Origin of the sequence: Nostoc sp. (genome assembly GCF_036917155.1) — a bacterium.
In the GTDB taxonomy this organism is placed as follows: domain Bacteria; phylum Cyanobacteriota; class Cyanobacteriia; order Cyanobacteriales; family Nostocaceae; genus Nostoc.
Genome location: NZ_JBALDZ010000161.1, coordinates 18,729 through 33,555, shown reverse-complemented (window position 1 = coordinate 33,555; position 14,827 = coordinate 18,729). Strand labels below are relative to the sequence as shown.

The window sequence follows — 14,827 nt, the reverse complement described above, 5'->3', positions numbered from 1 at the left end:
TTTTATCAAAACTAAATTAATCTGGGATATCTGCTTAAGCACTAAGCTCGACTTTATCCATTGTTTTCGCAATGCGATCGCTATCGCTGAAAGCTTTGTGGGGCGGTAGTTTTACTTTTTTTACTTCATCGAGAATCAGTGACGTGGAAAAAGTATTTGCCAAAAAGCCAGGGTTTTTACCAGATAAAGAAAACCGAGTTCTTAATTTTGGATAAAGTCGAGCTTAGAAGTTGTTTGAAAAGTCTAATTTCTTACTTGCCTCAGCGATTAGAAATCGCGGCTACACAGGCAAAACCTGCCTCCGCAGGTTAAAAACCCTTGATTTTGTATTAGTAAAAAAATTGTAGGTTGGGTGGAGGCTTTGCGTAACCCAACATCCTGATATAGCGGTTCCCATTCAGATGAGGTACAACATTATATCGCAAGGTGTAGGGGCACTGCCGTGCCCCTACGGGTGTACCTTACTAGATCTGGGCTATACCCGGATTTCTCACCACATCTCTCAAAACCTTGTGCTCTTGAGCAGGGGAGCAGAGGAGCAGGGGAGAGATTTGTACAACAAGTTCTTTCCCCTCTGCCCCTCTGCCCCTCTGCATTTCAAGCTTGTGAGAAATGCGGGTATATCTGTTGGGTTGCGCTCCGCTCCACCCAACCTACGTCTAATGCACAATTTTTTTGCTTGCCATGCCAGTAGACATCGCTCTTATGCATGAAGCTGGGGAAATTCCCACGCAACCAGTTAATTGCAAAATAATCATCGAGTTTATGTGTTTATTGCATTAATACGGATTTACTATAGCTTCACAAATGCGATTCTAAATGAGGGAATAAAGATGGATGCCCCTGGATGTCAACCAGGGGCTTTTTATTTAGCAGCTACGCCTTAAACGTCAGCACGGGACTTAATCGTGCTACAACATCCACCATTTCTGCCTCAACCTGCACATCAATCACAGACTGAATCGGTTTGTAGGCAGCAGGTGCTTCCTCAATTCGGCGTTCTTCACGCAGGGTAATGCAGTCTACGCCAGTTAATCCCAGTTCCGACTCGCTTTGAGATGCACCTTTGCGACTGAGATCGAAGCGAGAACGAATTCTTCCCGCCCCATGTGACGCCGAATTACAAAATGCTGGATTGCCTCTACCCACCATCAGATAAGAATAAGCACCCATTGAACCAGGGATAATCACTGGTTGCTCTACATGAGCAGGACAAGCGCCCTTGCGTGTCACCCATCCTTCACCTTCTGCTAAGGTGATGTTATGGGGCAAATCATAAACTAGAGGTGCTTCCACATCTTTGTATACTTCTCGTAAACGCAGACGTAGCAATTCTGCTAACAGCAGGCGATTGACAAAAGCATAGTTAGCAGCAGTGGCCTCAGCTTGCAGATAACTGGCAACTAATTCGGGGTGGGAATAAGTAGAGAGAGGAAAAATCTGAGAATCAGGGTACTTTAGACCTTTTTGCCAAGTCGCCTTAGCTTTATCTCGCCACATTCCCCCGATATACTTACCCACATTTCGAGAACCAGAGTGAATCATAAAAGCTAGCTGTCCCTCGCGCACTCCCCAGGCGTGGGCAAGCGAGCGATTTTCGACCTTATCAACCCGTTGCACTTCGACAAAATGATTACCACCACCAATGGTTGCCAGTCCGCCATCGCGTACTAGTCCAGCATCAGGAACCAATTCTTCCGGCGCTAATTTCCAGTCACCATCCATTGAACCACCTAAAAAAATGCGTTCGCTCTCTTGGGCAAGTTGCTGCAAATCAGACTTGACTACACTCCCCGTAGGCTCATCTAGCATGGCATCCAGCCAACCGGGAACACCGTACTGAAATAGCGATCGCATTGCTTGAGCAGTCATCGTTACATCACGCGTACCGAAAAAGTAATCCCCCTTCATCCGTTCTACTAATTGGTCGCGCTTTGCGAGGAATTCGTCGATTGTCAAATCAACAACATGCAGGCGCATCCCACAATTGATGTCAGAACCGACAGCACCAGGAATCACCTGACCCACAGTTTCTATGACTGAACCAATGGCAACACCAGCATCACCTGGGTGAAAGTCAGGCGTAGCACAAGCACGACAAACACATCCACCTGACGGGTGGCGGACGCTTGCTAAATTCGCTAACTGCTTTAATGCCTTAGCTTCTACGGGTAAGTCTTCTGGTAGTAGCACTTCTGCTACAGGCGCATCAGGAGAATTAACTAAACGAACTGAATAAGTGCGATTGTTATAAGTTACATCTAAACCTTGCCGCTCTAAGGCACGCAGGAGACGTTTAAGATTTTTTGGCTGCATGAAAACTCCAAATAGAGTCTTAAAAAAGACCCTTGGTTGTGAAGAGATAGGGAGACTTGGGTTCAGCAGCCGCGTCTCAAGTGGTGCAGAGGGTCGTTTTCCCAGAACTGTGGGGAAAACAACAGGTTAATTCTGACTAATGTAGTTATATAGCCTTAATAACACACACTTTCATCGGATGACAAGTGTTTTGTAGTACGTTGTATTTTTTATGGGCAATGGTTACTCAGTTCAAACAAACTTGTAAATAAAACAGGAGTCAGAATACAGAATTCAGAATTCAGAATACTCTACCCAATAAAGGGATAGAGTTTTAAGGCGAGAATATTTTAATTTTTTCGCCCACCAGGGGCGAAAGCGCGTAGCGGGACGTTCGCGGTAGCGTCTCTAAGAGTTGTACGGTTTTAACCAATATTCAGACGCGACTCGAAAATACTCGCTTGCCGCCGGCGCTATCACCCGCTCGTACAGAATTCATACTGAATTCTGACTCCTGAGTTCTGAATTCTTCTTATCAATTTGAAGTTTGGCGAAAAACTTTTAAAAATCTCTAGACTCTCTAGCCGGCTAGAGAGTCTAGGATGAATTCAAGGCGACCCTCAACCAGAAATTTCTGATGTGTGAGGGATACGTCTCAGTCATCCAGCTTGGTCTGGCAAGGTTGTTTATTTTATCCCGTAAATCTATGACTCTCCAACTCACAGTTCCCAGCATGTCTTGTTCTGTTTGTGCAAGCAAGATCACCAAAGCACTTCAGGCAGTCGATGCCAATGCTAGCGTTCAGGCTGATCCAACAACCAAGCTGGTCAATGTAGAAACTCAAGCATCAGAAACAGCAATTAAGGAAGCATTGGCTGCTGCTGGTTATCCAGTTGCTTAAGGGGACTGGGGACTGGGGACTGGGTACTGGGTACTGGGTACTGGGTACTGGGTACTGGGGACTGGGGACTGGGTACTGGGGACTGGGTACTGGGTACTGGGGACTGGGTACTGGGGACTGGGTACTGGGGACTGGGTACTGGGTACTGGGGACTGGGTACTGGGGACTGGGTACTGGGTACTGGGTACTGGGAGAATGACCAATTGCCAATCCCTAATCCCCAATCCCTAATCCCCAATCCCTAATCCCCAATCCCTAATCCCCAATCCCTAATCCCCAATCCCTAATCCCCAATCCCTAATCCCCAATCCCTAATCCCTAATCCCTAATCCCTAATCCCTAATCCCCAATCCCTAATCCCCAATCCCCAACATGGATACTCTCACACTCAAACTTCGAGGCATGAGTTGTGCCGCTTGCGCCAATAACATCGAAAAGGCGATTCGCTCTGTTTCTGGGGTAATTGACTGCAACGTTAATTTTGGAGCAGAACAAGCCACTATTAAGTACGATCGCTCTCTAGCAAATTTAGAGAAAATCCAAGGTGCGATCGCATCTGCGGGATACTCTTCTGACTCACTCCAAGAAGAATTGCTCTCCGAAGAGGATGATGCTGAGAAAGCGAGTAGGCAAGCATTACAACGCCAACTCTTCCTCAAAGTAGCGGTGGGAGGTGTAATCAGCATTTTCCTACTTTTGGGGTCGTTGCCCATGATGACTGGGCTAAATTTACCTTTAATTCCAAGTTTCCTGCAAAATCCTTGGGTGCAGTTAGTGCTGACAACACCCGTCGTGTTGTGGTGTGGTGGATCTTTTTACCGCAATGGCTGGAAATCCCTCAAGCGCCATACGGCGACGATGGACACCCTGATTGCTTTGGGTACAAGTGCAGCATATCTATATTCTTTATTTGTCACTGTTTTTCCAGAATTTTTTATTGCTCAAGGCTTGATACCTCATATTTATTACGAAGTTGCCGCCTTTGTCATTACCTTAATTTTGCTGGGGCGGTTGCTGGAAAATCGCGCTAGGGGACAAACTTCTGAAGCTATCCGCAAACTCATCGGATTACAAGCTAGAGATGCCAGAGTTATCCGTGATGGTAGAGAAATTGATGTTCCCATCACCGAAGTCAAAATCAACGATGTGATTTTGGTGCGTCCTGGTGAAAAGATTCCGGTAGATGGCGAGGTGATTGCAGGCGCTTCGACAGTAGATGAAGCGATGGTAACGGGTGAAAGTTTGCCAGTCAAAAAGCAGCCAGGAGATGAGGTAATTGGGGCGACGATTAACGGTGCGGGTGCATTTCAGTTTCGGGTGACACGAGTCGGAAATGATACATTTTTGGCTCAAATTGTCAAACTAGTGCAACAAGCGCAAGGTTCTAAAGCACCAATTCAGCGCTTGGCAGATCAAGTAACAGGATGGTTTGTACCTGCTGTGATTGCCGTTGCGATCGCCACTTTTGTCATTTGGTTTAATTTCACTGGCAACCTTACCCTAGCCACAATGACAATGGTAGGTGTATTGATTATCGCTTGTCCTTGTGCTTTGGGTTTAGCTACCCCCACATCTGTAATGGTGGGGACGGGCAAAGGTGCAGAAAATGGCATTTTGATTAAGGGTGCGGACAGCTTAGAACTAGCACACAAAATTAAAACCATCGTTCTAGATAAAACTGGCACTTTGACTCAGGGGAAACCGACAGTTACAGACTTTGTGACTGTCAACGGCACAGCTAATGGTAATGAAATCAACCTTTTACAGTTAGCAGCAACGGTAGAACGCAATTCTGAGCATCCTTTAGCTGAGGCGGTTGTAAAATATGCCCAGTCACAAGAGGTGAGTTTAATAGATGCAAAGAACTTCGCAGCTAATGCAGGTAGTGGTGTGCAAGCAGTTGTTGCAAATCAGCTTGTACAAATTGGTACACAACGCTGGTTAACAGAACTTGGAATTAATACCATAAGTCTCCAGCAGTATAAAGATGCCTGGGAAGCCGCTGGAAAAACAGTTATTTTGATTGCTGTAGAAGGCGAACTACAAGGAATAATGGGTATTGCCGATGCCCTTAAACCTTCATCAGCAGCAGTGGTGAAAGCCTTACAGAAGTTAGGTTTAGAAGTAGTAATGCTTACCGGAGACAATCGTAAAACGGCTGATGCGATCGCTCTACAAGTTGGCATCCAGCGAATCTTTGCCGAAGTGCGTCCAGATCAGAAAGTGGCAATTATCCAATCCTTGCAAGGGGAAATAGGGTACAGAAGGGCACAGAGAAAGAATTCTCATAAATTCTCACTCCTAACTCCTAACTCCTCACTCCCCACTCCTCACTCCCCACTCCCCAATCCCCAATCCCTTGTTGCAATGGTAGGTGATGGCATAAATGATGCGCCAGCTCTAGCACAGGCTGACGTGGGAATTGCCATTGGGACGGGAACAGATGTAGCGATCGCAGCTAGCGATATCACTCTAATTTCTGGAGATTTGCAAGGAATTGTCACAGCAATTCAACTCAGCCGTGCCACCATCAACAATATTAAACAAAATCTCTTCTTTGCTTTTATTTACAACGTCATTGGTATTCCCATTGCGGCGGGAATTCTGTTCCCCATTTTTGGTTGGTTGCTCAATCCAATTATTGCTGGCGCTGCGATGGCTCTTTCTTCGCTCTCTGTTGTTAGCAACGCCCTCAGATTGCGTAACTTTCAACCAAAAATTAGCTCATAAATTCAGGGTAATTTAGCAAATGTTCAGTCAAAAAACGCTTTGGGGAAGCCTGATAGCTTTAGTGCTTCTCGCTGGAGCATCAAGTGTAGCATTCGCAGAAATGCCAGCCCATTCATCAGAGCAAACTAGCCAATTTCAACGCATTGAGCAACCTTTGGGCTTGAAAGTTGGTGTTGCGATCGCAGGTTTCGCCTTAATTGGAATAGAGTTGTGGTGGTTTCTTCTTTATAAAAGTTCTGAGTCCTAATCCTGAGGGATCGCAGTATTTCTACAAAGCTAGGCTCCGGTTCTTCAGGCTTTCTTATGTGAAAATTAATATAAGTATTTTGGGGCTACAAATGTGGCTTGGATAGCAGGCGATCGGTTGCAAGGTGGCAAATACACGATTGAAAGGGAATTGGGAAGGGGACGATTTGGTATTACTTATTTGGTAAAAAATAGGAATAGCGATCGCTTAGTCATTAAAACCTTAAATGATAACCTACTCCAATCCCTTAGCAAGTCGGAACGCGCTCGATTAGAGACGATGTTTTGGCAGGAGGCGGTAAATCTCACCCGATGTCAGCATCAGCATATTGTACAGTTTAGAACACCTTTTAAGGAAGGAGATTATCCGTGTCTGGTAATGGAGTATGTGGATGGAGTGAGTTTGGCTGACCTCCGTCCACCAAAACTTTCGGAACCTGACGCACTACGTTACATTCAGCAAATTGGGGAAGCACTAATAGTTGTACATAAAAATGGACTGATTCATCGGGATGTACATCCAGGAAATATCTTGTTGCGGAACCGAGAGGGGCAGTTAGAAGCGGTGTTAATCGATTTTGGTCTAGCTCTAGATTTTGACCATATCTTAACCACAAGCCGAACCAAGGAAGTGTCTGATGGATTTACACCTCCTGAACTTTATGCTAAAGGTAGTATAACTCATGCGTATAGCGATATTTATTCACTGGCAGCTACGCTCTATAAACTTCTGACGGGAAAAACACCTGTCGATGCAGTAAACCGCAAACTGAACGGTGAGCATTTAGTGTCTCCAAAAGACCTTAATCCTCAGATTAGCGATCGCACAAACCGCGCAATTTTAACAGGTATGAAGCTAGATCATAAAGAGCGATCGCAGTCAGTACGAGAATGGCTCGATTCTTTGGGTTTGACTGGGGAAAACTCGCAGTCTTCAGTAATTATACCACCTAACACCAAATCCAATTGGGAGCGAAATATCCAGTTTTGGGGAGTGGTGATAGCTGCGATCGCTGCCATTGGAACCTTACTTTCAGGCATAGTTGGCTGGATTCCTATTTTCCACCCATCTCCATCTTCCAATCAACCGTCACAGTCACCTAGTCCTTCATCTACCAAAACCCCGTAAACTTAGCTCAACTTTCATTGTGTGTTGTACAAAATTCTGCAAAACTGTATTATTGGTGAAACACAGTTCAGTCAGATAAAATACCCGTGTTTAGCTTTTTTAAAGTGTTTTAATTACGAATTACGAATTATTAGAGGTTTTCATGCCTTGGACAGCTGGAGAAAGATTACAGGCTGGCAAATATGTAATTGAGCAAGTCCTCGGACAGGGGGGATTCGGGATTACTTATAAGGCATTGCATGTTGAGCTAAACCAGAAAGTTGTCATCAAGACACCCAATGAATATCTCAGCCTTGACCCAGAGTATGACAAGTATGTAGAGCGATTTATCCAAGAAGGGCGGACACTAGCACGCTTATCTCAAGACCCTCATCCTCACATTGTGGGAGTGATTGACTTGTTTAAGGAAGGCGCTATCCACTGCTTGGTGATGGATTTTGTACCGGGAGAAAATTTGTTTGAGACAGTGAGACGCAGGGGGGGGTTAACAGAAGCAGAGATTGTGCCCTGTATCCGCCAAATTGGGGAAGCTTTAGCGGTGGTGCATCAGGCAGGTCTAGTACATCGGGATGCCCACCCAGGAAACATTATGTTGCGGAGCATTAACAAAGCAGTTCTGATTGACTTTGGCATCGCTAAAGAACTCGTGCCTAAAACTCTGAGTTCAAAAGACATTGCAGGTAATAAAGGGTTTGCGCCTTACGAGCAGATGAGCAGCGGCAGTCGAGAGCCAACGGTAGATATTTACTGTCTAGCTGCCACGCTTTATTATGCTGTGACAGGTCAACGCCCCACAACTTCTCTAGCTCGCAAGCTAGAGAATACCTCCCTGACTCCACCTAAACAAATTAATCCAAGCATCAGTGACAGATTAAATCAAGCAATTATCGAGGGGATGGCACTGGAGGCAAAAGACCGCCCTCAGTCGATGCAGGTATGGTTAGCAATCTTAGAAGAACCAAAAGCAACGCCTCCACCACCTGTTGATCGAGTTTATAGAAAAGAAGTTGTTCGTCCCAAAGCCAAGCTAAACTCAGAGGCAATTCCAGAAAAACCAGCTACTAAATCACCTAAAATTATTCCTTGGGGCTGGTTAGCTGTTGTATTATTAAGTTACCTATTAATAGGGTATTTATTAGCCGCATCTAACGCTTCGTACATAGCTGTGGCTGTGGCTGTGGCTTGGGCTGTGGCTGTGGCTGTGGCTTGGGCTGTGGCTGTGGCTGTGGCTTGGGCTGTGGCTGTGGCTGTGGCTTGGGCTTGGGCTGTGCCTTGGGCTGTGGCTGGGGCTGGAGATAAATTACAAGAATCTTTTAGCAAGGTTCATACTTTTCTAATTTTAGCTAGCACTTCTAGTCTAGGCTTGGGTTTGGGATGGTTAGGACATAGGATTTTTAATACAGGTTCATAGCTATATCATCTGAAGCTAAGGAACGTGGATTAAATAAGATGCAAAACTTCGTCCTGTCTCTAGCTTCCCTCTCCAATATATCGGAGAGGGATTGAGGGTGAGGTAAACCAGGGACATAAATTGTATGTTATTTAATTCTTATTCCTAACTGGCAAAATATCTTGTAGCTATTGTATCGAGTGGAGAAGCGATGTCTGACGACAAGCCGCTTTGCGTCTACGCACCTTTAACCAAAACACCTAAACTTCTGGTTCAACATAGAGCAATTGTTTATTCTTTCGCCTATTAAACTCATTAAAAAATGGATGGCGCAATTGTTGAGAGTTCCTTCTTTAATTCTTGCGACAAAGATTCCAAAAACATCATGTCATTGGTGATGTCTGAAACCTCATCATCATTCAAATTTTCTGTTTCTAATCGCTTTTGATAAGCTTCAATCTTATATTCCAGCGCCTCAACAATAAATCGAATTGCTTTAGGAGAAAAATTCACGTTCAACAACTCCCTTAATTGATTTTATAAAATGCCTCACCAACTAAGGGACTTCCAAATAAAAAAATACTCAACTACTTATTGTGGGGTGGGCGTCTCGCCCGCCCTTGTATATGGGCGGGCAAGATGCCCACCCCACAAGATTGGGTAATTTATTTGTTGGAAGTCCCTAACCGTAATCCAGTCTTGTAGTCTTCCGTTCGCATAGTGTAGCTTGGTTCCCACAACCAGTGATTACCGTAATCATTGACCAAGCGGAGTTCGTTGGGAATATCAGTTCCCCTATCCAACTTCCACCAATTGCTTCCAACCCCCTGAATAGCAAACGTTGAAATTCCGCCTGAACCTGCTATAACCCAAATATCACCATCTTCTTCGTAAGTTTCAATATCTTTTGAACGAATGTTATCTACTCTCGAAGAAGTCGTATTTCCCATACGGTACAAATCAACCGGGGTTTTTCTCATACAAATCAGCCAAAGACTTAGGCTTCCGGTTCAACACCGAGCGATCGCAATTGAGCAGTTAGGCGATCGGCTCTTTGTCTTTCCTGTTCAGCCCGTTGGGATTCCTGTTTTGCCCGTTGGGATTCCTGTTTTGCCCGTTGAGATTCCTGTTTTGCCCGTTGAGATTCTCGTTCAGCCCGTTGGGATTCCTGTTCGGCTCTTTCTTCGCCAGTCAACAACAAATTACCTTGCAAATCCCACCAACGCAGCCAAGGTAATTCTGCATTTTGATATTCTCCCTGCCATAAGCCTAACTCAACTCCCAAGGGCGTAATCGGATAATGTCCGCGTTCATTTGCTGTTAATAACTGATATTTTCCACCAATTAATTCATAAACTTCTACACTGGCTTTATTCACTTCATAAATGCCATAAAAGGCCGGATGAATTACTTGCTCATAAATCCAAAATTTCCCCTTCCAAGGGGTTTTATCTCGTTCTTCGCTACCATCGCCAGAGACAAATTCCAAGGCAATCAAGGGGGCAATATACTCTCGCCACAATACATAAGACCTCCGTGTTTGTCCATCAAGTAAGGGCGGTACATTTCCTACATAAAACCAATCTGGTGCTTCTGCACCTTTCTCTAGGGGGTCTGTCAAGCGCCAGTAAATACCTAAGTCCTGACCGATACAATATTCACCTTCAGGGTGTAATTGTTTGAGGACGGGTGTAATCGAGTCAGTGAGTAAAATGCTTTGGGGATGCTCTTGCCAATTTTTCACGAAAGTACCATCAGACTCTGGTAGCTGCGTATGGTCGGGGAAAGGTGTGAGGGCGGTGGATGGGTCGGTTGCAGAGGTCATAAGACTACCTTTGCAGGAGTAAGGGTTGTTCTTAGTTTAGCTTGCCATTCGGCTTAAACCTCTGGTTCAATACCGAGCGATCGCAATTGAGCAATTAGGCGATCGGCTCTTTGTCTTTCCTGTTCAGCCCGTTGGGATTCCTGTTCGGCCCGTTGAGATTCTCGTTCAGCCCGTTGGGATTCCTGTTCGGCTCTTTCCTCGCCAGTCAACAACAAATTACCCTGCAAATCCCACCAACGCAACCAAGGTAATTTGGCATTTTGATATTCTCCCTGCCATAAGCCTAACTCAACTCCCAAGGGCGTAATCGGATAATGTCCGCGTTCATTTGCTGTTAATAACTGATATTTTCCACCAATTAATTCATAAACTTCTACACTGGCTTTATTCACTTCATAAATGCCATAAAAGGCCGGATGAATTACTTGCTCATAAATCCAAAATTTCCCCTTCCAAGGGGTTTTATCTCGTTCTTCGCTACCATCGCCAGAGACAAATTCCAAGGCAATCAAGGGGGCAATATACTCTCGCCACAATACATAAGACCTCCGTGTTTGTCCATCAAGTAAGGGCGGTACATTTCCTACATAAAACCAATCTGGTGCTTCTGCACCTTTCTCTAGGGGGTCTGTCAAGCGCCAGTAAATACCTAAGTCCTGACCGATACAATATTCACCTTCAGGGTGTAATTGTTTGAGGACGGGTGTAATCGAGTCAGTGAGTAAAATGCTTTGGGGATGCTCTTGCCAATTTTTCACGAAAGTACCATCAGACTCTGGTAGCTGCGTATGGTCGGGGAAAGGTGTGAGGGCGGTGGATGGATCGGTTGCAGAGGTCATAGGTCTAGCCTCGCGCTGGGGTGAAGTTTATTTTTTAGTTTAGCTTGCTTAGTTAACCAAGTTTTACTCGCAGCTTGGTTTGTATAAAATGGAGATTGTAATCCTTCGGGGTAATTAAAAATTGGAGCAAAGCAAGCTGACGAGCTTCACTCCCGACTAATCTCAAAGTACACGTAGTAAGCTGGGAATGCTTTCAATTGCTGACAAATCCCGGATTTCTGCCAAAGCTTGCCGAAAATTGCCTTCCCGCACATCATGGGTAACAACCACAATCTCTGCTAGTTCCTCTTGAAAGCCAGTTTGGACAATTGACTCTAAGCTAACGCCATAGTTGCCAAAGCAAGTCCCTAATTTACCGATAACTCCAGGCTGGTCATTGGTGAGGAAACGGGCGTAAAATCGAGTTATCAATTCTGCCATCGGTGCAATTTGGCAGTATTCTTGATGTCCACAAGCTAATAGGGGATTTGCAACTGCTGTATTGGTTTTGAGGACAGCAACTAAATTCAAAATATCTGATGTGACAGCACTGGCGGTTGCACCAGCACCAGCACCGGGGCCGAAAAACATTACCTGGCCGATTGGTTCTCCTTCCACAAGAATGGCGTTGTAAACGCCGTTGATGCTAGCCAAAGGGTGGGCTTTGGGCACTAAAGTAGGATGAACTCTGACGGAGAGGGGAGATGAGGGAGTATCACGTTTAGCGATCGCTAACAATTTAATCACAAATCCCAATTTTTCGGCGTAGGCAATATCTGTCTTACTTACTTGCCGAATCCCTTCAGTATAAACATCTTGTAAGTTGATGCGTCCACCAAAGCCTAATGATGCCAGGATAGCAATTTTATCGCCCGCATCTAAACCATCGACATCAGCGGTGGGGTCAGCCTCAGCATAACCCAAACGCTGGGCATCAGCTAAGACATCGCTGAAGTTGCTGCCTTCTGTTTGCATCCGCGTCAGGATGTAGTTCGTTGTACCGTTAACGATACCTGTTATTGTGTGAATGCGGTTAACGCTTAAAGACTGCTTTAAGGGTTGAATCACCGGAATCCCACCACCCACAGCCGCTTCTAGCATGACGTATACGCCGGCTTGATTGGCAGTTGTGAAAATTTCTGCCCCAAAGCGGGCGATCGCAGCTTTATTGGCGGTGACTACATGCTTACCATTACTTAAAGCTTTGAGAATGAGCGATCGCGCCGGCTCTAGTCCACCCATCACCTCAACAACTATATCTACCGCTGGATCGTTGACAATAGAATCTAAATCTGTAGTTAATACTTCCGTAGACAATTCTACTGCACGGGGTTTATCTAGCGATCGCACTCCCACCCGATAAATTTCTATCTCTTGCAACAATGGGTGACGCCCAGCGCTATCTTGCAACAACTGCACTGTTCCCGTTCCCACGGTGCCTAATCCCAGTATTCCTAGTTTCACACCCATTTTGCACCCAATTTATTTTTTAGTGCTGAGTGTTGAGTGCTGAGTGCTGAGTAGTAACAAGTATTATTTAGTACTCTACTCTTCAGAACTTAGAACTCTTGCCTCAGCTATTTACAATATTCATAACAAAACAATTGTAGGTAGAGCGTTTGCCCTACCTACTGATTATCCTGCTTCCTTTGTCATTTGTCCTTTGTCCTTCGTCCTTTGTCTAAAACTAATGACCAATGACTAATGACCAATGACTAAATTAGTAAGTTTCTACGTGCCAGCGATGAGCTTTCTTGAGTTCTTTCTGGTAAACACTCCAGGTTACGCCTTCTTTAGCAGCAGCAGTTGTTAAGGCTGCATCAATACCTTCTTCCATACCGCGCAAACCACAGATGTAGGTGTGAGTTTTTTCATTTTTAATCAATTGCCACAATTCATCTGCATGTTCCGCTACGCGGTCTTGGATGTACATTCTACCGCCTTGGGGATTTTTTTGTTCGCGGCTGATGGCAGCAGTGAGGCGGAAGTTATCAGGATATTTTTGTTGAATTTCTTCCAGTTCTTCCTTATATAAGAGGTTTGGAGTTGTGGGAACGCCAAATATTAGCCAAGAGAATCCTTTAAATTGGTATTCTGGGTTAGCTGCTCTTTCTGGATCTTTAAACTGACGCCACAGATAAGCCCGCATCGGGGCAATACCCGTTCCAGTTGCCAACATGATGACATTAGCTTCGGGATCTTCGGGTAACAACATTTCCTTACCCACAGGCCCAGTAATTTTTATGTCTGCCCCTGGTTCTAGGAAACACAGGTGTGTAGAGCAAACACCGTAGACTGTTTCGCCCGTTTCTGGGTGCTTGTATTCCAATTGGCGGACGCACAGTGATACTGTCTTATCATCCACATCATCCCCATGACGAGTTGAGGCGATGGAATAGAGTCTAAGTTTTTCTGGCTTGCCGTTCTTGTCTAATCCTGGTGGGATAATCCCAATACTTTGACCTTCTATATACTTCAAATCACTGCCAGATAGGTCAAATTTAAGGTGTTGAACAATGCCAATACCACCTTCTTTGACTAGTGGTTCATTAGATATTACCTTGCCAATAAACGGAGCATTGGGACGGTAAGTGTTAACAGGAACGTCACCGTGGTCTTTTTTGGCTTTCGCTTGAGTCATGGTGTTGCCTTTCTTGTCCTTGTTCTTGAGCTGTTCTTCAGCTGGTGGTTTAGCGAAACCTTTGGCTTCACTATGAGTATTTACAGGTGTGGCTTTACCATTCCCTTCACTGTTAGCAGTTTCCCCAGATGTAGCTAACTCGCTGACTTCGCTTGTAGCATTCCCAAATGAGGCTTTACCATTAACTGGCTCTAGAGCAGTTACAGGCTGGATGCTAACAATTGTGCCGCCTAGACGAGTGATACGTCGCATTTCTTGATTCATGCGGTTGTAAGGCACTCTGATGAACACACTGCCACTTTTCCGAATTGGGTAGTTAGTTTGATCGGTTTCTTCACTCTGACGCAAACCCACTACTTCATAAAGGAAGATGCGGCTACCTAATTCTGTGTTGGCAGCACCCTCAACAGCACCTTGATTGTACATTCGTTCTACCACTCCGATAATTTACTTAACCGTTTGTTTTTCAAAAAAACTATTCCCATCTTATGCCAGCTTTAGTTTACCGGATTTTCGTTTCACAAAACTGGAGAAAGAAGGAAAAACGGCATCATTAAATTAATGCCTTGCTAAGTACACTCACCAAAGACATGCAGGCATGGCAAAAAACACACCTGTTCACCTTCTAAGGTAAAGGATAAGTCTTGGGGAGAATGTTAATAATGAGTCAATTTAATCTTTTTTTCGTTAACTACCACCCCCCTTAGGGAGATAGCTTTTTATCTTACTACTCAACGAGTAACTTACAATAGTGGATATTGCTGGAGAGATGCTTTAATTAGTAAAAGCTACCGCTCTGTTTACTTACCTCCAAAAGTTGCCGTTGTACTTGCCTATTTCAAGAGTTTAAAT

The 14,827-nt window shown here is 44.9% G+C and carries 13 protein-coding genes; 6 read left to right on the top strand and 7 right to left on the bottom strand.

Annotation, left to right across the window (positions count from 1 at the left end; all coding sequences use genetic code 11):
* Positions 1-876: 876 nt before the first annotated feature.
* Entirely contained in the window at positions 877-2,316 is a 1,440-nt protein-coding gene (locus V7K67_RS21500; RefSeq protein WP_334733829.1) for an RtcB family protein, read from the bottom strand.
* A 685-nt stretch (positions 2,317-3,001) separates the two neighbouring features.
* On the opposite strand from V7K67_RS21500, the gene V7K67_RS21495 reads away from it, so the two are divergent.
* From V7K67_RS21495 to V7K67_RS21470, 6 genes are all read left to right on the top strand, one after another.
* A complete protein-coding gene (locus tag V7K67_RS21495) occupies positions 3,002-3,196 on the top strand; it encodes a heavy-metal-associated domain-containing protein (protein WP_292720653.1) in 195 nt (64 codons plus the stop codon).
* On the top strand, positions 3,189-3,395 hold the full coding sequence (locus V7K67_RS21490; protein WP_335168333.1) for a hypothetical protein: 207 nt from the start codon (positions 3,189-3,191) through the stop codon (positions 3,393-3,395). The genes V7K67_RS21495 and V7K67_RS21490 overlap by 8 nt, the downstream gene beginning before the upstream one ends.
* Before the next feature lie 173 nt (positions 3,396-3,568).
* Positions 3,569-5,926 carry a heavy metal translocating P-type ATPase gene (locus V7K67_RS21485; RefSeq protein WP_335168331.1) on the top strand — a complete coding sequence of 786 codons (2,358 nt, stop codon included), beginning with the start codon at positions 3,569-3,571 and terminating at the stop codon, positions 5,924-5,926.
* 19 nt (positions 5,927-5,945) lie between these two features.
* Positions 5,946-6,173, top strand: coding sequence for a hypothetical protein (locus tag V7K67_RS21480; RefSeq protein ID WP_335168329.1), 228 nt, complete (start codon positions 5,946-5,948; stop codon positions 6,171-6,173).
* A gap of 93 nt (positions 6,174-6,266) precedes the next feature.
* The gene (locus V7K67_RS21475) at positions 6,267-7,301 is read left to right on the top strand and encodes a serine/threonine protein kinase (RefSeq protein ID WP_335168327.1); all 1,035 of its coding nucleotides are present in this window, start codon (positions 6,267-6,269) and stop codon (positions 7,299-7,301) included.
* A 142-nt stretch (positions 7,302-7,443) separates the two neighbouring features.
* Positions 7,444-8,712, top strand: a complete 1,269-nt coding sequence (locus V7K67_RS21470) for a serine/threonine protein kinase (RefSeq protein ID WP_335168326.1) — start codon at positions 7,444-7,446, stop codon at positions 8,710-8,712.
* A 294-nt stretch (positions 8,713-9,006) separates the two neighbouring features.
* On the opposite strand, the gene V7K67_RS21465 is transcribed toward V7K67_RS21470, so the two are convergent.
* The 6 genes from V7K67_RS21465 to petH form a co-directional block, all read right to left on the bottom strand.
* Entirely contained in the window at positions 9,007-9,204 is a 198-nt protein-coding gene (locus tag V7K67_RS21465) for a hypothetical protein (protein WP_334708787.1), read from the bottom strand.
* A 152-nt stretch (positions 9,205-9,356) separates the two neighbouring features.
* Positions 9,357-9,671 carry a hypothetical protein gene (locus V7K67_RS21460; RefSeq protein ID WP_335168324.1) on the bottom strand — a complete coding sequence of 105 codons (315 nt, stop codon included), beginning with the start codon at positions 9,669-9,671 and terminating at the stop codon, positions 9,357-9,359.
* A gap of 17 nt (positions 9,672-9,688) precedes the next feature.
* Positions 9,689-10,516, bottom strand: a complete 828-nt coding sequence (locus V7K67_RS21455) for a Uma2 family endonuclease (protein WP_335168322.1) — start codon at positions 10,514-10,516, stop codon at positions 9,689-9,691.
* A gap of 53 nt (positions 10,517-10,569) precedes the next feature.
* Complete coding sequence (locus V7K67_RS21450; RefSeq protein ID WP_335168320.1) at positions 10,570-11,355, bottom strand: Uma2 family endonuclease; 786 nt, start codon at positions 11,353-11,355, stop codon at positions 10,570-10,572.
* 162 nt (positions 11,356-11,517) lie between these two features.
* Positions 11,518-12,804 carry a homoserine dehydrogenase gene (locus V7K67_RS21445; protein WP_334732010.1) on the bottom strand — a complete coding sequence of 429 codons (1,287 nt, stop codon included), beginning with the start codon at positions 12,802-12,804 and terminating at the stop codon, positions 11,518-11,520.
* Between the two features lie 250 nt (positions 12,805-13,054).
* On the bottom strand, positions 13,055-14,401 hold the full coding sequence (gene petH, locus V7K67_RS21440; RefSeq protein ID WP_334732009.1) for a ferredoxin--NADP reductase: 1,347 nt from the start codon (positions 14,399-14,401) through the stop codon (positions 13,055-13,057).
* Positions 14,402-14,827: the final 426 nt, after the last annotated feature.

Bases quoted from the DNA above. Each gene is read 5' to 3' on its own strand.
- V7K67_RS21500 (WP_334733829.1), bottom strand. From the start codon at position 2,316: ATGCAGCCAAAAAATCTTAAACGTCTCCTGCGTGCCTTAGAGCGGCAA.
- V7K67_RS21495 (WP_292720653.1), top strand. From the start codon at position 3,002: ATGACTCTCCAACTCACAGTTCCCAGCATGTCTTGTTCTGTTTGTGCA.
- V7K67_RS21485 (WP_335168331.1), top strand. From the start codon at position 3,569: ATGGATACTCTCACACTCAAACTTCGAGGCATGAGTTGTGCCGCTTGC.
- V7K67_RS21480 (WP_335168329.1), top strand. From the start codon at position 5,946: ATGTTCAGTCAAAAAACGCTTTGGGGAAGCCTGATAGCTTTAGTGCTT.
- V7K67_RS21470 (WP_335168326.1), top strand. From the start codon at position 7,444: ATGCCTTGGACAGCTGGAGAAAGATTACAGGCTGGCAAATATGTAATT.
- V7K67_RS21460 (WP_335168324.1), bottom strand. From the start codon at position 9,671: ATGAGAAAAACCCCGGTTGATTTGTACCGTATGGGAAATACGACTTCT.
- V7K67_RS21455 (WP_335168322.1), bottom strand. From the start codon at position 10,516: ATGACCTCTGCAACCGACCCATCCACCGCCCTCACACCTTTCCCCGAC.
- V7K67_RS21450 (WP_335168320.1), bottom strand. From the start codon at position 11,355: ATGACCTCTGCAACCGATCCATCCACCGCCCTCACACCTTTCCCCGAC.
- V7K67_RS21445 (WP_334732010.1), bottom strand. From the start codon at position 12,804: ATGGGTGTGAAACTAGGAATACTGGGATTAGGCACCGTGGGAACGGGA.
- petH (WP_334732009.1), bottom strand. From the start codon at position 14,401: ATGTACAATCAAGGTGCTGTTGAGGGTGCTGCCAACACAGAATTAGGT.